Here is a 19,995-nt window from a genome sequence, read left to right as displayed (position 1 = left end):
CCAGACAAATGCGACTCATGAAATCAACCCCTCCATACTATGGCCGCGGCCGGGGGCCAGCGGGCTTCACGCTGGCAGAGGTGGCCATCTCTGTGGGCATCGCCACCATCTGCCTGCTCACTCTGCTCGGGCTGGTGCCGTTTGGCCTGGACACATTGCGCAGCTCCGCAAACCGGCAGGCGGAGGCCCGGATGATCCAGGCCATCGTTTCAGACTACCAGACGGCCACCTGGATCAAACAGGACGGGGGAGGGGCAAGATCCGTCATTCTGGCGGACAAAACCTTCTACTTTGACCAGACCGGAACGCCGGTTGCGAGCGTCACCGACCCCGCACGCATGTACGCGGTGCAGGCTACTGTGGACAAGACGGAACCCAAGCTCACCGGCGATTCGCTGACCAATCCCTATCTGCGCCGGCTGAACTTGCGGTTCACCGGTGATCGTGATCCGGACAAGGCGTTCTTGGAGGACTCTGGGCGCTACACCGAGCGTCCTACGTGGGTGGTGAATGTGGAGCAGACCGGCCCCATGACGAAGACAAAGTGATGGCAACGAGCTTGCGAAAACCCTGAATGGCAGGCCCATGAAGAATTTCCTGAAACCATTGCGACGCGGCTTCACGCTGGTGGAGCTGCTGCTTTCGATGAGCGTGCTGGCCATCATCATGGTGCTGATGGCGGATGTCGTGGTCCGCACGCAGAACACCATGAGCCAGGCCACGGCGCATGTGGGTGAGTTTCAAGAGGCCCGGGCCGCGCTGGACGCGGTGAGCAGTTCCCTCTCCCAGGCGGTGATGGATGCAAGCTGGAGCTATAAAAGGAATGCCAGCGGCGTCGCCACCGGGTACGAGCGGGTGTCGGATCATCACTTCATCCTCGGCCCGGCCGGCGATCTGGTGGGGGCGGGGGCGGAGTCTGGCCAGGCGATGTTCTTCCAGGCACCGCTGGGTTTTGCGGGTTCGTTCACGGACGCCCCGGGTTCCGGGGCGCCCGCTGTGGCAGGAACAGAACGGCTGCACACACTGGTGAATGCCTGGGGTTTCTACATAAAATACGACACAGATCTCATTCACCGTCCGGGCTTCCTGACGGATGAGACGGCCAAGAAGCTCTATCCGGAGCGCAAGCGCTTCCGCCTCATGCAGTATTCCCAACCTGCGGAGAAAAGCATTCTTTACAGCAAGACGTTTGCCCTGAACCGCAAGACAGCCAAGGCGCAGGCGCTGCAATGGTACCAGGCGGATCTGGCTGCCAATTCCCGCCCGGTGGCCGAAAACATTCTGGCCATGGTCCTGGTCCCTTACTCCGCAAACGTCACTGTGACCAACAGCACTGAAGGCTATTCCGATGTGAAAGTGGAGCCTGATCCCCTCTACGCCTACGACAGCCGCGACTTCCAGTGGAACGGCAGCAATGCGATCAGCAGTTCCCGGCGTCATCAACTGCCCCCCAAGGTGGTGGTCACGCTCTTCGCCTCTGAGGAGAAGTCATACGACAAATATGTGGCGAACTCAGGCGATGATGAGGACGCCGCCGCCCAGAAGGTTCGCGATGTCTTCAAGGGACGGTTCACCAAATACACCGACTACGAAAAAGACATGACAGAGGTGGAGAAGGCGCTGGGCGGACTGGGGCTGCATTTCAAGGCCTTGAGCGTCACGGTCACCCTGCGCAGCGGCAAGTGGATCACGGAGGTGGCACCATGAACGAAAAACTCTTGTTGCATCGAATCAGGCTGCGCCGGCAGGCGTTCACCCTGGTGGAGCTGTTGGTGGTGATTGCGGTGATGGCGCTGCTCATGGCCTTGGCGGGGCTGACCGTGCCTGCCTCCATGGCGACCCAACAACTGGGCGGCATGGCCAGACAGCTGGCGGCGGACCTGGAGCATGCGGCGCTGCTGGCGCAAAAAGAGAGCGTGCCTGTGGAGGTGAGGTTCTACCGCTATCAGGAGAAGGAAGGGCTCGGTGGGGAGGAGTACCGTGGCTATCAGATTGCCAAGATCACGGGATGGGCTTCTGATGGGAAACCCAAGCTGCACTTTACGACTGAGGCGCAGAAGCTGACGGGCGGTGTGATCATGATGAGGGATCCGCAGTACAGCACCCTTTTGAGCAAGATACCCGTGAAGAGCGGGCCTGAGGATGCGGATCTGGGCATGGCGTATGAGTACGTGTCCTACCTGATCCGGCCAGATGGTCGCACCAACCTGCCTCGCGATGCCAAGACGGTGTTCACTCTGGTGAGAGAGATGCCGGAAGGCTCGCCCAAGGATCTCCCGGCAGACTACCGGTCTGTCGTGCTGGATCCCGTCACTGGCTCGGTGGTGCTTTATTAGATCGTCGCGATGGTGTCTGCATGACTTCACTTGGGCGGAGTGCGTCCGTCGCCGAAGTATTTCTCACTGCGGTATCGCAACCAGACGCGGAGCTCCTGAGGAATCTTTTCCTTCTCAGCATCACTTAGTGTTTCGTAGAGAGCCAGAGCCTTGGTTCGCTCGCCCCGGCACGCAGCATTGCGATGGGCGTCCCACAGGCTGCGCGCGGCACGAATACGACGGGAGACCTCCTTGATCAGGTCAGCTCCCGTCAGCGGTTTGTCAGAGGGTTTCTTTTTGGCAGGCAAGGGGGAGAGGGGGTTAAGCTCCCTTCAACGTCTTGTTGAAGAACTCCAGAGTACGGTTCCAAGCGAGTTTCGCTGCAGCTTCGTCGTAGCGGGGGGTGGTGTCGTTGTGGAAGCCGTGATTGGCCTTCGGATAAATGTGTGCAGTGTAGGTGACGCCGGCCTTCTTCAGCGCTTCCTCGTAGGCGGGCCAGCCCTCGTTTACGCGGGTGTCCAGTTCTGCGTAGTGAAGGAGGAGCGGGGCTTTGATCTTGGGCACCTCTTCGGCGGCGGGCTGACGGCCGTAGAAAGGCACGGCGGCCTTGATCACATCCGGGATCCGGTAGGCGAGGGTATTGGAAATCAGGCCGCCAAAGCAAAAGCCGACCACGCCGATTTTGCCATCGGTGGCAGGGTTCTTTTGCAGCCACTCGGCCGCCGCGATGAAGTCCTCCACCATTTCTTTGCCATCGCGTTTGGCCTGCATCTCCTTGCCTTTCTCGTCATCGCCGGGATAGCCTCCCATGGGGAAGAGAGCATCCGGGGCAAAGGCAATGAAACCGGCGGCACCGAGTCGGCGGGCGACATCTTCGATGTAAGGATTGAGACCGCGGTTCTCATGCACTACAACGATGCCGGGCACTTTGCCCGTGGCCTTGGCAGGTTTCACCAGAAGGCCGCGCATTTTTCCAGCCCCTTTGGGTGAGGCATACTCCTCATCACTGGAGGTGATGCGCGGATCGTCCTTGGCCACCTGGGCGGCGAAAACGTACTTGGGGCTGAGGGCCTCCAGCAGGGCTGCTGCGGTGATGCCGCCTACTGCGAATTTCGATGCCCGGTCCATAAAGGCCCGCCGGTCAATACGGCTGTGGGCGAAATCGTCGTACAGATCCAGCAGTTCCTGGTCGAATTCAGAGGCGATTTTTCGTTCCATAGCCACCCAGACTAGCGACCGGGGACCTGTTTGGGAAGTCTCGTCAGACAGGGAGATCACCTGCCGGGCGAAAGTATTTTGTCACGCGGGACTTCCGGGGCACAAATATCAACCATATGAAGACGTTCCAGGTGTTGGTGCTGGCGTGCCTGTGGGCCGTCGGCGTGGCAGGGGCGGCGGCAGCGCAGCGGGGGCAGATCCACGATCCAGATGGTCATTCCAATCTGCGTGGCGGACAATCGTCAGACGCTGCGGTGGTCGCCAAAGTGCCTGCGGGAGAAGTTTTTGACTTCGAGCCTGGCGAGGGCTCGGAATGGTGGCGCGTGACTCTGGCGTCGGGCAAGGAGGGCTGGATGCACCACAGCCGCATCGTGATGCATGTGGAGATGGCGGACCTGAAAGACGGTGGGCCGGGTGATGAACTCGCCCTCTATGGCCAAGGGCGTGGCATCAACTACTACAAGCTGGCGCGCGGTGCCGCGAAAGGGGATGCGGAGGCGATGAAGGCCTACTTTGCCATCACCGACACGGATGGCGGCGCGGCGGAGATGCACTGCGGCTATTTCAACGATGTGGTGCATCTCCTCGGGGATGCAAAGTGGAGCACTTTCCTGGCGGGGCAACCTTTGGACTACCGGCTCGCCGTACGGAGTGAATATGTAAAAGCCATGGAGATGAGTGTGTTCGAGCCAATGGGGTATTTGACCCGGCACTTTCCAAAAACGGCGGCATTGTTGTTCCGCAAGGAGATCGTGGACTGGACGTCTCCAGATGGGAGGTACGCCGTGCGCAAGGTGTTCAGTTCTGCTGAGCCGCGTGAGAACTCGAAGGTGGAGCGAGCGGAGTTGGTGCTCAAAGATAATGGGAAAGTGATGGCGGACCTGACACCAGATGATTCTGGAGAGGGACTTGATCGTGAAGGACGGGTGCTGTGGAGTCCTGACTCGCGCCGTCTGGCGATGTTCTGCGTGGCAGGGCAGTCGGCGCAGACCGTGGTCTATCAGAATGCGGGAGCCTCAAAATTTTCCCGCGTGGAGGTGTCTGAACCGGACCTGCCCGGAAGAGCTGACGACGCCGAACTCAAAGGGGCCAAGAAAATCTACACTCATGTGGAACCTCTGAAGTGGGAATCACCCCAGCGGCTGATCTTGCGCCAGCATGAGTATTGGGAGGGCAAGCGTACGGATGGATCGATCCATTCGATCGGGCGGACCTACCTCGTGACCGTGATCGTGGTCGGTGGGACTGGCAGGGTGGAGAAGGTGGAAGTGGAGCGGCGGTGAGGGGGGGCAGTGGGCAGTGGGCAGTGGGCAGTGGGCAGGGTTCGATGTAATTATGGTTGCGCCGGGAAAAGAAGCTCGTGGCTGCATTCGTGAGAATGCGGAGTGGTCCAACAGGTGGAGTTATTTCATGCAATCTCGCCGCTTTCGCCGGCCGCCGTGCCAACCGAGACCGCGTTCTGACGAACGCAGCTATGAGCTTCCTCTGAATGCGACCTTCCCCGCAATCAACTCCCCTCGACAAACGCCGCCAGTTTTCCAAGTGACATCTGCCAGCCAAGCTCATGGTCGGACGGGGACACGCCGTCTGGCACCCCTTCGTGAACGGCGTGAAGGAGGGGGCCTTCGTCTGTCTCGACGAGGGTGTAGGTGATGGTCATCTCTCCCTGCAGGGTGGGGTCTGCTGTCTCGAAAACATCCACTTCAACGACATTTTCATCGGGAACCAGCTTCTCAAAACGACCATGATAGGTGTCCGTTTACCGGGTGGTTTTGCCGGTGTCAGTGGGCTGATCGTACGTGAGGGAGATGCGAAAGCTGCCTCCCTCATGTGCCTCGAAGGTGTGCACCTCACACGTCATGCCATGGGGCACCTTCTAGCGGGGGATGGCGGAAGGATCTATTAGCGCCCGGTAAACTGCGGCACGTGGCGCAAGGATGAGACGGCTGACGCGTGTGGTGCTCATGGAGGGGCGGGCAGGGGGCTGGCCGGGGCAGGCTGGAGATGGCTCTCACGAGGCGTTCATCACCCCGGTTGGATAAAACGAATCGAATTCCCATCTGCATCGCGAAGGTACATTTCGCGATTGCCCCACGATTGATCGTGGGGAGGGAGCTCGAAGGCGACTCCCCTGGCTTTGAACTCCTCGTAGAGGGCGTCAACGTCGCGCACTTCAAAGGACGCCACCCCTCCCGCAACGCCGTCCCCTGAGAAGGAGGAGACGTGTAGTCTCACGCCGTCACGCTCGAATCCGAGATAGCCGGGATCTGCAGCAGGTGCATGGGGGCGGTACTGCCAGGCCAAGGTAAAGCCGAGCTGAGTGCCATAGTAAATCTCCGCGACTTCCGAAGAGGAGACGTGAAGGAGTGGGGAGGCGGAAAGCAGGTTCGGCGGGGACATGGTAGAGGAGTGTGGATTTGCCGCGGGTCGCAGAGGACGATGCTATCTTTGCGGGACCCGGCGATGCAAATGATTTTGCTCCATAAAACCTTGTTTTTATCTCAAGCCCTCACCACGAAGAATTGCTCGCTGCTCAGAGGTTCGCCGTCGTATGCCGCAGCGGTGTGGGAGTCCGTCAGCTGGGCGAGTTTGGCGCTGGCTCTCTCCACTTGGTCCAGGAACAAGGTCCAGGCGGCCTCCAACTGGCTGTATTCCAGGTTCGCGAGTGAGAGGTGATGTTCTAGAACCACGGTGCCGTCATCTGGGGCAATGGCGAAGGCGGGGCCGGATTCGGCATGGAGTTTGACATTGGTGACCAACATCCGACGGAGCGCGGCGGGCGGGAGTTCGTTCGCATCCGGATGAACCTGCGCACTGAGAATCAGTTCACCAGTGGACGGATCGTGGGCGACCTGCACCAGCTGGCCTTCGCCCACGCGGAGGCTCAAGCTGCCCTCGGCATCCAGAGCCAGGCCGGGCAAGCCCACGGAGTGGGAGAACTGTTCGATCAGTGATTGGGCGGTTTGAAGGGACGACATGGGGAGGAGCGGGGGCGTAGAGATGGGCTGGATTGAATCAGATCAGAGGGGAGTCTTCGCTCTCCTCGTTTGCGTCGGAGGATCCGTCTGAAGCCCTTTCTTGCAGAGATTGAGAAACCCGCGGACGGTCTTTCAGAGCGGCAAAGATCTTGCTGGCTTCATCGATCAGGGCCTGTTCCTCTGCGGTGGGCGGCGGAGGAGGAGTGCTGGGAGGGATGATTTCCATGGCGATGCGGTGACGGAGAAATGCCGGATGATAACGAGTTGTTCTTACTTGAGGATGATCGATGCCTGGGTGACCCCGGGGTTGACCGTCTTGCCGGACGGGTCGGTCGAGCCTCCGTAGTCAACCGTTCCAATGCGGGACACGATCTGGAACTGGTGGTTGGGCGGATAGAGCACTTCCACCTCTTCAGGGTACTTGGAGAGAAAGCTGACGTCCCGCCCGCCGGGGCTGGTGATGGAAAACTGGTGACTGCCCTCGAACGACTTTGTGGCAGAGGTGCTGGTGAAGCCCTTGTCCGTCATGGTGCCGCCGCGGACACAGTTTTGATCTTTGTCCCAGGGCAGGTCGGTGCCTCTTGAAACGGGGCCATCGTAGGGAGGCAGCTTGCCCAGGCCTTGAAGGCACAGATTTGTGATGGTCTGGGTCAGGGGGGATGGGTCGCCATCCCGAAGCTGCTTGTTGATGGTTGCGTAGTCGATCTGAGTGTAGGCGTTCAGGGCGACGAGTTCATCGGTGGAAAGCAGATCCGCACGGTTGTCCCAGCCATTGGCGACAATGTTTGTGAAGGCGGCCTCAAAGTACTTCGCAAACGTCTTGTCTCCCATGTCATTGTACAAAGCCGAGCCCCGACTTTCCTCGTACCTTTGGGCGAGTTTGTTGGCAGTGGCAATGTGGGCGTCGGTGACTTCTTCATTGTCCTTCAGGCCGAGGGAGTTGATGATGGCTCTGGATGCCTTTAAGTTCTCGTCCGGGGTGCCGCTCAACTTGGTGCTAATGGAGCTCCGCAACGCCGCTGCCGACGGGCTGAGTGCCTTGTCTGGCGTGTCACTGGTGTTGACCTTGGCAACGAGGGGCACGTACCCCCGTCCTTCTTTTGCCGCCTTGGCTTTGGCCGCCGCTACTGCGGCAGCTGTTTTCTGATCATTGGCGAGTTTGGTGGCCACCTGTTTGTCACGGGCCGCTGTGTAACTGTCCCGATCCGCGACCATCTGGTCTGCGGTATCCATGGCGACCTGCATCTTGCGGACACTTAGAGGTCTGTCTGGAGAGAGCTGCAGTTCCTTGAAAAGCACGTTGACCGCTTCCCGGCTGCCCAACTTGTCTGTTAGGGCTTTTTGGAAGCTATTCATGTAACGCTGCTCCTTGGGCGTGATCCCGTCCTTGTTCTTCAGCCAGGAGACAAACCGACCGCCTACGCTGCGATTCCCAATGTGAGTCTGGATATCCTGCATGCGTTGATCAGGGGAGGCACCTTGGGTGGTGCCGTATCCGGTACGGGGAGCGCCGACGTTCATAAGGCTGGTAAGGTCAGAGATGAGTGATGGGTGTTTCGCTAAGTGCGCGTTGCGGGTGGTTCAGGCGCAGAGATAGTGCGCCGTGTCGTGCGCAGGGGGATTTGCTGACGGCATGTCAGAAGCAGCATTTGCCGCAGACCACGTGTCTGCCGTATTCACAAAATCCTCCACCACCTGGCGGAACTCCGGGTAGGTGAACTGTCCTGGCTTGAGGGTGCGCAGCAGGACAGGCTTGCCTTCGGCCAGGCCCAACACCGCTTCCCGGGTGCCGCGGCGTAGGAAATTTGCCTCCAGAAGCCGACGGGCAAAGGCTGGGGTAAGCTCTTTCTCCTCTCCCGCCAGAGGGGTGGTCAGCGTCATCTGGCCGTCGTCCAATGTCGTGATCTGGAGGGTGAGCCTGTCATCGACGGTGATGGAGGCACTCAGTTCGCCAGCGTCAACGGGGAGGCCAAACTCTGTCAGCAACTGCTGGAAGTAGATGAGCGTCGTAGTGGCAGAGTCGTCGATCATGGAGAAGGGGGGGCGGAGAGACGGTGATGGCGGGGGGAGCGAAGGCGTTCATTCACTGTCTTGTCGTGCGAACTTCAAAGTAACGAAAAAAGTGAAGAAAACGTTAAGTAGCAGCGTGCAGCAATTTTTGCCCGGCCGGTGATGTGTGAAAAAACTAGAATGTGAGCGAGTGGGAACAGGTGCGGACGAGGCATTGATCTCTGCGCATCGGCGAAGCCTGGGATGTTACCATATCATCGAAAACCGCGGCGGCACCATTGCACCTCGTGACCGGGGAGGGGTAAGCTCTTTTCATGGTGATGCGCAGCGCCCTCCTTCTCTCCATCAGTTTCACTGTCGTCGGACAGGCAGTGGCAGCGGAAAAGTTGTACAACAACATCGAGCTTCCCGACGTCTGGCCGCCGCGCAACATGGATGCGCGTTCCCCCGAACCGATGCAGGTGCCCTATCTACGGCATCCTCCGCAGGTGATCGCCATCGATGTGGGACGGCAGCTGTTTGTGGATGATTTTCTTGTAGAGAGCACGAACCTGAAGCGCACGTTTCACACGGCGAAGAAGTACGAAGGCAATCCCGTCTTCAAGCCGGAGACGCTGCGTGAACTCGCCGCCTCCTCTGAATGGGAGAAGGATCAGGAGGCGATGACCTTCTTGGGCCAGGGGGGCGTGTTCTACGATCCTGCGGAAAAGCACTTCAAGATGTACTACAACGCGGGCTGGCGGGGCCCGCTCGCGCTGGCCACCAGCACGGACATGCATCGCTGGCAGCGACCTGAGCTGGGACTGGCCGGAGGAAATACCCTGCTCCCGAACGGGCTGCGGTGGACAGGTGCGGCTCTGACCACGGGCGGGGCGGACAACAGCGTCTGGTTTGATCTGGATGCCAAGCCTGAGGAACGGGTGAAGTACATGACCTGCTGGACCCAGGTGCCGAAGGACCAACGGGTGACCGGCGTGACGCACACGCTGCATGTCTCCGACGGTGCCAAGAAGTGGTCTGATGGAGCCCCCACCGGCCATGCCGACGACTATTGTTCCTTTTTCTACAATCCCTTCCGCCAGAAGTGGTGCTACAGCATCAAACGCGGCGGCCCTCGGGGGCGGTCCCGCTGGTACTCGGAAAACAGCGACTTCATGCGCGGAGCGGACTGGTCGGCGGCGGTGTACTGGACGAATGCCGACCGGTTGGACGCGCCGGAGCCGGAAGGGCGCTACCCCGGAGCAGGGGAGACTCCGCAACTCTACGGCCTCAATGCCGTGGCGTATGAAAGTCTCATGGTTGGCGTGCACTACATCCATCGCGGGCCGAAGAACGAGATCTGTGATCGGGGCAAGTTCCCGAAACTGATCGACCTCGAACTGGGATTCAGTCGGGATGGTTTTCATTGGGACCGCCCGGATCGACGGGGCTTCATTGTCGGGTCTCGAACTGAGGGTTCATGGGATCGTGGTTACTTGCAGAGCACGACCGGGGTGTTTGTGGTGTTGGGAGATCAGCTCATTTTCCCGTACATGGGTGCATCAGGCATCGCGCCCAATGGGAATCGCGGGATGTACACGGGAGGCTCGGTGGGGTTGGCGACGCTGCGTCGGGATGGCTTTGCCTCCATGGATGTGGAGTCGGGAAATGAAGCCGGTGTCCTCACGACCCGCCCGGTCTCGTTCCAGGGCGGCCAATTGTTTGTAAATGCTGCGACGGAAAAAGGGGAACTGTGGGCGGAGTTGCTGGATGAAACGGGCAAGGTTCTCGCGGTGTCCAGGAAAACGTCGGGCGATTCCACGAAGCAGAAGCTGGACTGGGTGGATCGTGAGGATGTGTTGGCATTTGCCAGCAAGCCAGTGCGCCTGCGTTTTCATCTTACCCAAGGGAGGCTGTATGCCTTCTGGATCACCCCGGATGCTGATGGTGCCAGCAACGGATACCTCGGAGCGGGTGGGCCGGAGTATCAAGGGGTGCGGGATGTGGTGCTGGCTCGCTGATCCTGCATTGAACCCGGAGCGGACAGGAAGCTTTCCATAGCCGCGTGTCATTATGCAATCGCTTGCGCAAACCTGGGGTAAATGTACCATTTGCTCTCATGTTCATCTTGATCCCCTACGAGATTGAAACGTTGCAGCAAGAACGCCCTTGGGCCAACTGGCTGATCGTCGCGGCGTGTTCCCTCGTTTCTCTGTTTGCGTTGTTCGGGCCGGGGCTGGATTCTGGTGAGTTTGACTCCCTGGTTCTTGATGGTTTTTCATTTCCGGGCATCCTGGGGCATGTTTTGCTCCATGGGGATATCTTCCATCTGTTGGGGAACATGGTGTTCCTCTGGGTGTTTGGAAATGCCATCTGCACGAACACGAGCAACTGGATTTACCTTGGTGTCTTCACGCTCTGTGCGTTGATGTCGGCTGCCGTCCATGTGCTGATGGATGGCAGTCCCGCGATTGGCGCAAGTGGCGCAGTTAACGGGATGGTGGGCATGATTCTGGCCATGTATCCGCTGAACCGGGTTTACCTCTTTTGGGTCTTCATGATTCGTGGTGGCACCACGTCCTGTCGGGCCTGGGTGCTCATCCTCGCCTGGTTTGTCTTTGACATCTGGGGCGCAGCAGGAGGTGGTGAAGGTGTCGCCTATTGGGCGCACATCGGCGGCCTGTTGACCGGGCTGATGACGGGCCTGGTGGGCTTGCACTTTGGGTGGTTCCGGCTCACGGAGTATGACAATCAGTCACTCCTGGACATCGTCCGTCGGGAGCCGGAAAAGTGACGAGCAAGGCGTGCCAAGTGACCGGTTGACGGCAAATGTGCTCAACCGTACGATCAGCCTGCTTTCCCCAATCGTGTGTGTGTGAAGTGAGAAACAAATGACAACTGAGCAATGCTACACCACTGTGAATGGAATATTGACCTCACTGGGACAACCGACGATTCCGGTTCCTGTTTCGGGCAGTGAGGATGAGCGATTGCTGAAGCTGTTTGATGCCTACGTCGAAGCTCTGCTCAAGCAGGTCCCCATGTATCGGAATCTCTCAAACCGGACCAGCATCCCCGATGCAATGGTTCAGATGCTGGTGTCAGAGTTGCGATCTCGGAAGATGATTTAGGTGGGGATGCACATGTCGGTGCTTTCTGCTGAAAGCGAACCCAGTCCGTGCCGCTGGCTGGATACAGGCGCTGGAAGGAGGGCTCAACGTGCCGTGGTGGGGCGTTGAGATGAAACGTGCAGCCTCAGCTATGCCCCTTGCTTGCGCTTGCTGAACAAGCCGTAGCGCGGGCTGGAGATATAGGCGAGGGCAAAGATGACGCCCAGCACCAGCACGATGGTGGAGCTGATGTGCCAGCCCAGGGGATAGCTCAGGAAGAATGCAGTGACCGAACCGAGCATGCCGATGATGCCGCCCCCGAGGAACAAGGCCCGGGCGGAGTTGGAAAACAGATAAACGGTAGCGGCCGGGGCCACCAGCAGGCCGACGCTCAGGATGCAACCTACAGCCTGCAGGGAGGAGATGAGAACGAGGATCACAATCCCGAAGGTGGCGTAGTTCAGGAAACGAACGGGCACGCCCAGGCTGGCTGCGACGTTGGGCTCAAACAGGAAGATCAGCAGCGGGCGCTGCATGGCCGTGAGCATGAGCACAGCCAGCACACTGATGCCGAAGGCAATCCAGAGATCCGAGTCCGCCATGCCCACGATGCTCCCGAAGAGCCACTCATCCAGTTTCTGGCGGATATTCAGGCGGGTGAGCACGATGTAACCTGCGGCAAAGCCTGCCGTGTAGAGGATGCCCAGGGCAGTGTCCTGGTCCAGGCGTGAGGTTCGAGCCACAAACAGCGAGCCGAGCCCGATGAACATGGCGGCAAAAACGGCTCCTGCCAGCGCGCTCCACTGGCTCAACCCAAAGAACAACACAGCCAGTGCGATGCCCGGCAGCAGCCCGTGCGACAGTGTGCCCACCTTCAGTGCGCTCTTGCGCAGTACCACGAAGGCACTGGCAAAGCCATTGGAAAACCCAATCATGGCGCACGCCAGCAGGGCCCGCTTGGCGGGGGCTTCGGAGATAAAATCGGCGAATGTACTCACTTCAGAAATCGAGGAGTGATGAATTGGAAATGATGTTGGGAAGACAAGGTCAGTATCGGCTGAGGAGCGGTCGAAGGCTGGGGTGGAGTTCTGCCTTCAGGCGGTGCATTCAGCTGTTGTAGGTCTCCTCGATGAGCTTCTCTGAGAAGACGTCCTTCACGGGACCGAAGGCGAATTGTTTCCGCTTAATGACCAGCACCTCGTCAAAGATGTCGGGCACGGATTTGAGATCGTGGTGGCTGGCAATGAGGAGCCTTCCTTCGCGAGTGAGTTCTTTGAAGAGGCGGACGAGCGTTTCCTGGGCGGGGCGGTCAAGACCGGTGAAGGGCTCGTCGAGCAGGAGGACGTGGGCCTCCTGGGCAAGCGCACGGGCGATGAAAGCGCGTTGCTGCTGCCCGCCGCTCAGGGCGCTGATCTGGCGTTTCTCCAGCTCTTTCAGGTCCATGGCGGAAAGGGCCCGCTCCACGATCTCCTCATCATGGGTGGAGTACTTCTTCCACCAGCCAAGATTAGGGTAGCGCCCCATCTCTACCAGACCGCGGACGGTGATAGGGAAGTTCCAGTCCACATCACCGCGCTGAGGCAGATAGGCCAGCTCATGGCTGCTGCTCACGAGAGGGCTGCCGCGCCAGAGGATGCGGCCCGAGTCAGCCTTGAGCAGGCCGGCCAGGGACTTTAGCAGGGTGCTCTTGCCGGCACCGTTCGGGCCCACAAGTGCCAGGCTGCGACCGCACTCTGTGGCGAAGTTGATGCCCTCCAGCGCGAGCACCTCGCGGTAGCTCACCTTGAGATTGGAGATCTCCAGTCGATGATGCACGGGACTGTGCGTGCTATGGCCCCAGCACACATGCTCGTGGGTGTGGCTGTGATCATGACCCTGAGCATGTGTGTGCTCGTGGTCGTGTTTGGGGTCGTGAGTGGCGTGCATCAGGACGGTTCGGGGATCACCAGACGAAGGAATAAATTTGCGAAAAGGCCAAGTCAGAAGACCAGTGGGTTTGCGTACGGGTTTCTTTCTCGTCAGGCTCCAGCTCAACCGTGATGGCGGTGCTTGGAGTGCCGGTCGGCCAGGTGGCTTGCACCAGAAGTTCCAGCCCTTCCTTCGGAATCACCAAGCCCACCTCTGTCGTCATGGTGGCAGAGGGGGCGGTGGTCTTCTCATCCAGGAGCATTTGGTCACCCAGTCTCACCGACACTTTTTCCGGCACATGGGCAAATCGCAGCCGCACGTACGTGTGTATGCCATCGGGTATCGCTGCGGGCTTCGCAGTCTGGGCTCGCGCGACCACTGGGCGGGCAAAGGTGAGGTGAGACAGCGGCACAGCGACGAGGCCGAACGCGATGGCAAACAGCAGCAGATGAAGGGGAGGGAAGCCTCGCATGAAGAATGGAGAATCCGATGAAACGGCCTGTTGTCCAGTCGCAGACCTATCAGGGTTTGAGCGCTTCGACCACGGCGGACACGTTGTGGCGGAGCATGGCCTCAAAGGTGGTGGCGTTGCTGGAGGTGCCGTCCGCGATGAGCGGCTTGCCGACCTTCACGCCTGTTTCACGGACAATCTCCTGAAGTACCTTGGGATTGGCCTGGTCCTCCGGAAAGACGGCGCGGATGTTGTTGTCGCGAATGGTCTTGATGGTTTCCACCATATACTTGGGTGTGGCTTCGTCTTCGCGTCCGACCCCCAGTACCGGCACACTTTTGAAGCCAAACTCCTTGCAGAAGTACCCAAACGCAGCGTGCGCAGTGACCAGCTTGCGGTCAGCCTTGGGGATGGCGGCAAATTGCTGCTGTGCCCAGCTCTTCAGGGCCGTGAGTTTCTGTTGGGCAGCCTCTGCATTGGCTCGGTAAGCGGCTGCGTTGGCAGAATCGGCGGCGGAGAACTCGTCAGCCAGCACCCGGGCAGCTCTTTTCATGTTATCGGCACTATGCCACCAGTGGGGATCAATGCCGCCAGCGGCGTGAGCGGGGCAGCAGAGGAAGAGTTCATTGCCAGCCTCAATCTTGATGGAGGGGATGGGCTTGCCGACCTCGACGATCTTGGTGGCGGGGCCGACTGAGTCTTTGAGCTTGTCCAGGTAGCTTTCCAGGTGTTTGCCGCTGGCAAGGATGAGTGTCGTGCCCTTGATGGAGGCCAGATCTTTCGAAGTAGGCTCGAAATGGTGTGCATCAGAACCGGGCTTGAGGAGATCAATGACCTCCACCTTGTCGCCGCCTACTTGGCGGGCCAGATCACCCAGCAGAGGGTGCAGAGCGGCCACTTTCAATGCCGCCTGGGAAGGCAGGGCGGCGAAAAGCATCGCCAAGACGGGGAAAAGCATGCTGCGAAGGGAAATTCTCATCGGGATAGGGGGTGGGGATTAAAGGATACGATTTACGGGAACAAAAATAGCAGGCCAGAGATGCTCCAGCCTGCCATGGGGTGTCATAAACGATTGAAAATTAAAGTTTAACGCACTTCGGGTCCGCCCCAGTTAAACCCGACCTGTCCCCACAGACTGTGTTCATCACCAAAGTCGCTGGAGTGGTCATAGTTGTACTGGGTGCGGAAGTAGAGGGTGCGGTTCTTGTTCAGGTACCAAGTGACGGAGGGGCTTAAACGGAATCGTTCATCCAACCCCGCTGCGGCGATTCCTTGGACATAATCTCCGCGCAAACCGAACTCGAGGCCGCTGTCGAAGCCGTAGGCGAGGGCGGTGTAGATGCCGAACTCATCCAGGGTGCGACGAGCGGGGGCTTCGTGATCGTGGTCATGATCCTCCTCAGCATGGTGGCCTTCTTCCTCCTCATGCTCGTGTTCATGCTCATGAGCCTCTGCCACGGCCCCGAAGCGGCGGTACATCGCCTCCGTACGCCAGCGGAAGTAGCTGCCACCAGCCTCCAGACCGTTCTGACGCCACAGATACTCAAGATGAATGCCATAGACCTGGCTGGTGCGGCCGAACTCGTTGTCCCCCCAGGCACCGCTGACACCGTAGCGGAACTGGTGGAAGTCATTGTAGTTCCACTGGTTTGTCCAGTTGGCGGTCACAAAGGTATCGCTGAACAGGCTGCCTTCTGCCTCGAAAAGGGCCTCCTCGGCATGTTCGTGTCCCTCGTGTTCATGCTCGTGCTCAGGGGCTACGCCTACGCTGACGCTGAGGACGGAGGTCCAGGAAACGGGAAGTGTCCAGCTCGCTTCTCCGCCGATGGTGTAGAGGCCGTCATCACCCAGGAACCGGCCGTTGACCAGTGCGCTGTCCACAAAGTCCCAGCCATGCATATGAACGGGGTTCTGCAGGCCGAAGCGGCTCAGATAGCGACCCCCGCGGAGTTCCAGACCACCAGGCAGGTTCTTGATCTTGCCGAACCATTCCTCGAACTCGCCGTCCCAGTCGTCCGTGGCGCGGTCGTAGTAGAGGTGGTAGGTGCCGAAGCCCTCCAAATACTCACCTGCCCGCAGGGAGGTGCCAAACTCGAAGCCCTGGATGGTCCAGCCATCGCGCTGCGGGTCATGGTGGCCGGCTCCGAGGTGGTCCACATCATCCGCCGTGGTGCCGCCGTACACGCTCTGGAAGTGCACATGAGGGAAGAGGAATCCCCCAATGTTCACGCCCTCCCCCGTGAGCCAATTGACATCAGGCTTGGTGGGGGTGGAGTGGGACGGGCTCTCCACTGGCGTGCCAGCATGGGCCAGTGTGGAGAGGGTCAGGACGCTGATCAGGGTGGGCAGTCTCATCGCGAAGGCAGGTCGGGAGGTGTCGGTAGATGCAATCATAGTGCGTTTCGTTATCGCCGTCCACTTTCTCCTGCAATTCTCTTGCATCAAGCGTTAGGTGCAATGAATTTGCATTAATGACGGCGAGAAGCGTATCGGTTGAGAATGGGGAATCCGAGGCCAGTCTGGATGTGGCGGTGATCGGGGCCGGGCCCGCAGGGCTGGGGTGTGCCCTGGCGCTCCAGGCCTGCGGCGTGCAGCGCATGGCCATCTTCGACCGGTGTGAAGTGGGGGCGTCCTTTGCGAGATGGCCGCGCCAGATGCGGCTCATCACACCCAGCTTCCACAGCAACCCCTTCCGCCAGCCGGATCTGAATGCGATCACGCCCAAGACATCGCCGGCAGACTTCCTGCACGGGGAGCACCCCACCGGCCGGGAGTATGCGCTGTATCTCAAGGCAGTGGCCACGCACTATGCGCTGCCGGTCCGGGACGGAACGGGGGTGAAGGAAATAATGTCAACCGGCGCTGAGTTCGATGTGATTACGGAGAAGGGGGTGGTGCGTGCCCGGAACGTGATCTGGGCGGCCGGTGAGTTTTCCCGGCCGGACCATGGGGGCATCAAAGGTGCCCACCACTGCCGCCACAATGGTGAGGTGGTGGACTGGAAGCTTCTGCAGGGGGCGGAGCACACGATCATCGGCGGCTATGAGAGCGGCATCGATGCGGCGGTGAATCTCGCCTGGCTGGGGAGGGATGTGAAGGTGCTCTCCCGCGGTGAACCGTGGCATGTGAGCAGCCCGGACCCCAGTGTGGCGCTCAGCCCCTATACCATTGACCGGCTCAAAGCGGCGTTGCTGGAGGCTCCGGGCAGCATCCACTTCTACAAGAACGCAGACATCTCTGAAGTCACCCGTCAGCGAGGCCGGTGGCGGGTGCATGATCGGGCAGGGGGTGTGTATGAATCGGAGACGGCGCCGATTCTCTGCACTGGCTTCCATGGGGCGCTGCAACCGGTGCGCCACTTGTTTCATGAAGCGGAAGGGCGCCTGATCTTCAGTGAAGAGGCGGATGAGAGCACACTCACACCGGGCTTGTTCTACAGCGGCCCCTCGCTGGTGCATCGTGGCAGCAGCTTCTGTTTCATCTACAAGTTCCGCTCGCGATTTGGGGTGGTGGCGCGAGCCATCGCCCAGCGCCTCGGGTTGCCGTGGGAGACTGCGCTGCGTCCCTGGCAGGAGCATGGGTTCATGCTGGAGGACTTGTCCTGCTGCGTGGACTGTCAGTGTGCTGTCGGTGCCGCAGGGCGGGAGGCCCCGGAGGTCGCGGAGTATGAGACCCTGAACGGTAGGGAGGTGCCTGCACATGTACAAGCCTGATCGGACGGTTGAGTTGGCACGGCACGCAGGCCGCGTGCCCAATGGGCTGCCGCCGCGGCTCAAGGACGTGGCCACAGGATTGTACCTGCAGATGTACTACTGGGGCAGGGATGTGGTGCACCCTGGGGGAAATCTACTGGTGGAGCATGGGTTCCGCCGCATCGCAAAAGAAGGGGTGCATGGCACCAGCCGCTATCAACGGGAGCTCGACGGTGGGATCCTCGAATTACACGGCCACCTGGTGGGCTGGTATCCTGTAGAGGGAGCTGGACCGGGAATGATCTTTGTGCGGCAGCGGCGGGTTTGCCAGCTTTGCGGGGAGGTCTTGCCAGTGCGGGCGGATCGGGTGGAGACGGCGCGCATCTGGACGCCATCGGGTGCTGCAGAGTGGGCCCAGCTGGCCGACACCACCTGCATACTCCTAAAGTGGCTCGTCGAGTACGAGGGGTGGATTTCCTCCCATCTGGGGAGCTCTCATCGTGCCGCTCAGTACCGGGAGTATCAGATGCTTCCCAAGCGATACTGGTGGCTGCCGCCGCATACAGCGCGTTGCTGGTATGCCGCCTTTGTGGCAGAAACGGGCACTGTGCCCAGGGCTCGAGCCTGGGGACGCGGGAGCCGGGAGGTGGGCTCATGAACCGTTCCGCCGCCCCTGCATCCCCCTCCGTCGTGCTGGCAGGGCTGGAGTCTGCGGGGAAGAGTGCTCTCTTCCGCGGTCTTACCGGACACGCGGCCGGAGACGAGGCCAACTACCGGGGATCCACCGTGGTCTGCCGACGTTGTCGCGTGCCTGATTGCACGTGCGAGGTTGTGGATACGCCCGGCATCCGTACCGTGGCAGATGCCGAAACCACGCGCGTGGCCTTGGCTGAGACGGAAGGGGCCGACGTCGTGCTGCTCGTGGTGCGGGGAACCCACCTCATGCGGGAGATGGAAACCCTGCTGCGGGAGCTGGACCTGCGAGGCAGGCGCAGTGCCGTGGCGGTGACCTTCAGGGATCTGGCTCCTGCTTCGGTGCATGCCATGGTGGAGCACTACCAGCAGAGGCTACAGGTGCCCGTGGTGCTGGTGAATGCCCGCGAACTGGCAGCCGGGGAACGTCGGGCGCTGCTGGTGGCCATCGAGCAAGCCCGCCCGCCCGGTGCCAGATTGTTGGAGCATCCTGTCACGGCTGGCGGGCTGGTGGGGGAGCGGGATCCGGCCGCAACTTGGTTCGAGCACGCAACAATCGGCCCCGTGCTCGCAGCGCTGCTGGCCGTTGGTATGTTTGCCGGACCGGTGTATCTGGCGTGGCTGGCAGCCACCTGGCTGCAGCCGGTGGTGGAGAGAGAGTTGATCGCTCCCTTGCAGTCACTGGCGGTGGCGCTGTCCCTGCCTCATTGGCTACAGGCTCCGCTCACTGGCGGCTATGGTTTGCTGACCCTGGGTGTGTACTCCTTCCTCTGGGCATTCCCCGTGGTGTTGCTGGTCGGTATCAGCGTGGCGATGGTGGAGGAGACAGGGTTGAAGGACCGCATGGCCTCCGCGCTGGATCCCTGGCTGCGCCGCATCGGGCTCGACAGCCGGGATCTGATGCCGGTGCTTACGGGTTATGGCTGCAATGTCGTTGCCGTGCATCAGAGCCGCGCCTGTGGGGCGTGTTCGCGCCGTGCCTGTGTCTCGCTCATCGCGTTTGGCAGCGCCTGTTCCTATCAGATTGGAGCCTCGCTCAGTCTGTTTGGTTCCGCGGGCAGGCCGGGGCTTTTCCTCCCGTATCTGCTGTTGTTGTTTCTGGTGGGGGGCGTCCACACCCGGCTCTGGCATGGGCGAGGTCACGACCAGCGGCAGTCCACGTCCCCACTGACCGAGCGGGCCTTTCTGCAATGGCCGTCTGCTCGCGCAATCTTCTGGCGTGTCCGGGCGATCCTGAAGCAGTTTCTCCTGCAGGCCATGCCGTTGTTTCTAGGAATCTGCGTGGTGGCAGCAGCATTGGAGCAGTTAGGGGTGTTGGCTCATCTTGGGCAATGGCTGGCCCCGGCGCTCCGATGGGTGGGGCTGCCTGTTGACGCCGCCCCAGCTCTGGTCTTTTCCATCATTCGCAAAGATGGCATGCTGGCCCTCAATGCGGCGGATGGAGCCATCCTGCATGGCATGAGCGGGATGCAGGTTTTCATAGCGGTCTGGCTCATGTCCACCTTCAGTGCCTGCCTGGTGACGCTGTGGACGGTGGGCCGGGAACTGGGCTGGCGCACTGCGTGGCAGTTGTCTTGGAGGCAGATGGCGACAGCAGTGGGCAGCGCGATCATCCTGGCGAATCTCTAGTGTGCTGATGCG

General features: G+C 60.3%; 22 protein-coding genes and 1 pseudogene. 10 read left to right on the top strand and 13 right to left on the bottom strand.

All coding sequences use genetic code 11. From position 1 onward, the window contains the following. The first annotated feature begins 17 nt into the window (after positions 1–17). From vccB to vccD, 3 genes are read left to right on the top strand one after another with little or no spacing between them, the layout of a single operon-like run. Entirely contained in the window at positions 18–548 is a 531-nt protein-coding gene (vccB, locus tag VSP_RS24175; RefSeq protein WP_029190722.1) for a Verru_Chthon cassette protein B, read from the top strand. A 37-nt stretch (positions 549–585) separates the two neighbouring features. Next, a complete protein-coding gene (gene vccC / locus VSP_RS24170) occupies positions 586–1,707 on the top strand; it encodes a Verru_Chthon cassette protein C (protein ID WP_009963937.1) in 1,122 nt (373 codons plus the stop codon). After that, entirely contained in the window at positions 1,704–2,336 is a 633-nt protein-coding gene (vccD, locus tag VSP_RS24165) for a Verru_Chthon cassette protein D (RefSeq protein ID WP_009963936.1), read from the top strand. Before vccC ends, vccD begins: the two co-directional genes overlap by 4 nt. A 26-nt stretch (positions 2,337–2,362) precedes the next feature. Here the strand turns inward: vccD and VSP_RS24160 are convergent, their stop codons facing one another. Continuing rightward, positions 2,363–2,623 (bottom strand): hypothetical protein, encoded by a 261-nt coding sequence (locus tag VSP_RS24160; protein WP_009963935.1) that lies wholly within the window; start codon positions 2,621–2,623, stop codon positions 2,363–2,365. Between the two features lie 13 nt (positions 2,624–2,636). Then, on the bottom strand, positions 2,637–3,533 hold the full coding sequence (locus tag VSP_RS24155) for a dienelactone hydrolase family protein (RefSeq protein ID WP_009963934.1): 897 nt from the start codon (positions 3,531–3,533) through the stop codon (positions 2,637–2,639). 116 nt (positions 3,534–3,649) lie between these two features. Here VSP_RS24155 and VSP_RS24150 point away from each other — a divergent pair, with 116 nt between their 5' ends. After that, entirely contained in the window at positions 3,650–4,816 is a 1,167-nt protein-coding gene (locus VSP_RS24150) for an SH3 domain-containing protein (RefSeq protein WP_009963932.1), read from the top strand. 224 nt (positions 4,817–5,040) lie between these two features. On the opposite strand, the pseudogene VSP_RS43865 reads toward VSP_RS24150, so the two are convergent. From VSP_RS43865 to VSP_RS24120, 6 genes and pseudogenes are all read right to left on the bottom strand, one after another. Next, positions 5,041–5,499 (bottom strand): annotated as a pseudogene (locus tag VSP_RS43865) (SRPBCC family protein). A 59-nt stretch (positions 5,500–5,558) separates the two neighbouring features. Beyond that, the gene (locus tag VSP_RS24140) at positions 5,559–5,933 is read right to left on the bottom strand and encodes a bleomycin resistance protein (protein WP_009963929.1); all 375 of its coding nucleotides are present in this window, start codon (positions 5,931–5,933) and stop codon (positions 5,559–5,561) included. 101 nt (positions 5,934–6,034) lie between these two features. Next, a complete protein-coding gene (locus VSP_RS24135) occupies positions 6,035–6,511 on the bottom strand; it encodes a type III secretion system chaperone (protein ID WP_009963928.1) in 477 nt (158 codons plus the stop codon). A gap of 37 nt (positions 6,512–6,548) precedes the next feature. Further along, the gene (locus VSP_RS24130; protein ID WP_009963927.1) at positions 6,549–6,737 is read right to left on the bottom strand and encodes a hypothetical protein; all 189 of its coding nucleotides are present in this window, start codon (positions 6,735–6,737) and stop codon (positions 6,549–6,551) included. 44 nt (positions 6,738–6,781) lie between these two features. Further along, entirely contained in the window at positions 6,782–8,032 is a 1,251-nt protein-coding gene (locus VSP_RS24125; RefSeq protein WP_009963926.1) for a PAAR repeat-containing protein, read from the bottom strand. Between the two features lie 60 nt (positions 8,033–8,092). Next, positions 8,093–8,542 (bottom strand): type III secretion system chaperone, encoded by a 450-nt coding sequence (locus VSP_RS24120; RefSeq protein WP_009963925.1) that lies wholly within the window; start codon positions 8,540–8,542, stop codon positions 8,093–8,095. A gap of 293 nt (positions 8,543–8,835) precedes the next feature. Here VSP_RS24120 and VSP_RS24115 point away from each other — a divergent pair, with 293 nt between their 5' ends. The 3 genes from VSP_RS24115 to VSP_RS24105 all read left to right on the top strand — a co-directional run bounded on the left by VSP_RS24115 (position 8,836) and on the right by VSP_RS24105 (position 11,631). Continuing rightward, positions 8,836–10,521, top strand: a complete 1,686-nt coding sequence (locus VSP_RS24115) for a hypothetical protein (protein ID WP_053332380.1) — start codon at positions 8,836–8,838, stop codon at positions 10,519–10,521. A 98-nt stretch (positions 10,522–10,619) separates the two neighbouring features. Next, positions 10,620–11,294: a rhomboid family intramembrane serine protease gene (locus VSP_RS24110; RefSeq protein WP_009963922.1), complete on the top strand. Its 675-nt coding sequence runs from the start codon at positions 10,620–10,622 to the stop codon at positions 11,292–11,294. Positions 11,295–11,391: 97 nt separating this feature from the next. Next, positions 11,392–11,631, top strand: a complete 240-nt coding sequence (locus VSP_RS24105) for a hypothetical protein (protein WP_029190720.1) — start codon at positions 11,392–11,394, stop codon at positions 11,629–11,631. Between the two features lie 128 nt (positions 11,632–11,759). Here the strand turns inward: VSP_RS24105 and VSP_RS24100 are convergent, their stop codons facing one another. The 5 genes from VSP_RS24100 to VSP_RS24080 all read right to left on the bottom strand — a co-directional run bounded on the left by VSP_RS24100 (position 11,760) and on the right by VSP_RS24080 (position 16,324). Next, positions 11,760–12,608 carry a metal ABC transporter permease gene (locus VSP_RS24100; RefSeq protein WP_009963918.1) on the bottom strand — a complete coding sequence of 283 codons (849 nt, stop codon included), beginning with the start codon at positions 12,606–12,608 and terminating at the stop codon, positions 11,760–11,762. A 109-nt stretch (positions 12,609–12,717) separates the two neighbouring features. Then, entirely contained in the window at positions 12,718–13,536 is an 819-nt protein-coding gene (locus tag VSP_RS24095; RefSeq protein ID WP_009963917.1) for a metal ABC transporter ATP-binding protein, read from the bottom strand. Between the two features lie 16 nt (positions 13,537–13,552). After that, the gene (locus VSP_RS24090; protein WP_009963916.1) at positions 13,553–13,990 is read right to left on the bottom strand and encodes a hypothetical protein; all 438 of its coding nucleotides are present in this window, start codon (positions 13,988–13,990) and stop codon (positions 13,553–13,555) included. Between the two features lie 49 nt (positions 13,991–14,039). Continuing rightward, a complete protein-coding gene (locus tag VSP_RS24085; RefSeq protein WP_081452691.1) occupies positions 14,040–14,948 on the bottom strand; it encodes a metal ABC transporter substrate-binding protein in 909 nt (302 codons plus the stop codon). A gap of 107 nt (positions 14,949–15,055) precedes the next feature. Beyond that, entirely contained in the window at positions 15,056–16,324 is a 1,269-nt protein-coding gene (locus VSP_RS24080) for a hypothetical protein (RefSeq protein WP_009963914.1), read from the bottom strand. Positions 16,325–16,440: 116 nt separating this feature from the next. Between VSP_RS24080 and VSP_RS37200 the strand changes: the two genes are divergently transcribed. Genes VSP_RS37200 through VSP_RS24065 form a run of 3 tightly spaced genes read left to right on the top strand, consistent with a single transcriptional unit; the run spans position 16,441 to position 19,983 of the window. After that, entirely contained in the window at positions 16,441–17,682 is a 1,242-nt protein-coding gene (locus VSP_RS37200) for an NAD(P)/FAD-dependent oxidoreductase (RefSeq protein ID WP_009963913.1), read from the top strand. Beyond that, positions 17,669–18,319, top strand: coding sequence for a hypothetical protein (locus tag VSP_RS24070; protein WP_009963912.1), 651 nt, complete (start codon positions 17,669–17,671; stop codon positions 18,317–18,319). Before VSP_RS37200 ends, VSP_RS24070 begins: the two co-directional genes overlap by 14 nt. Continuing rightward, positions 18,316–19,983, top strand: a complete 1,668-nt coding sequence (locus VSP_RS24065; RefSeq protein WP_029190718.1) for a nucleoside recognition domain-containing protein — start codon at positions 18,316–18,318, stop codon at positions 19,981–19,983. Before VSP_RS24070 ends, VSP_RS24065 begins: the two co-directional genes overlap by 4 nt. Positions 19,984–19,995: the final 12 nt, after the last annotated feature.

It is taken from the genome of Verrucomicrobium spinosum DSM 4136 = JCM 18804 (assembly GCF_000172155.1).
GTDB lineage: Bacteria > Verrucomicrobiota > Verrucomicrobiia > Verrucomicrobiales > Verrucomicrobiaceae > Verrucomicrobium > Verrucomicrobium spinosum.
Note: the sequence above shows the minus strand (reverse complement) of the source record. Positions and strands in the feature narration are given on the sequence as shown.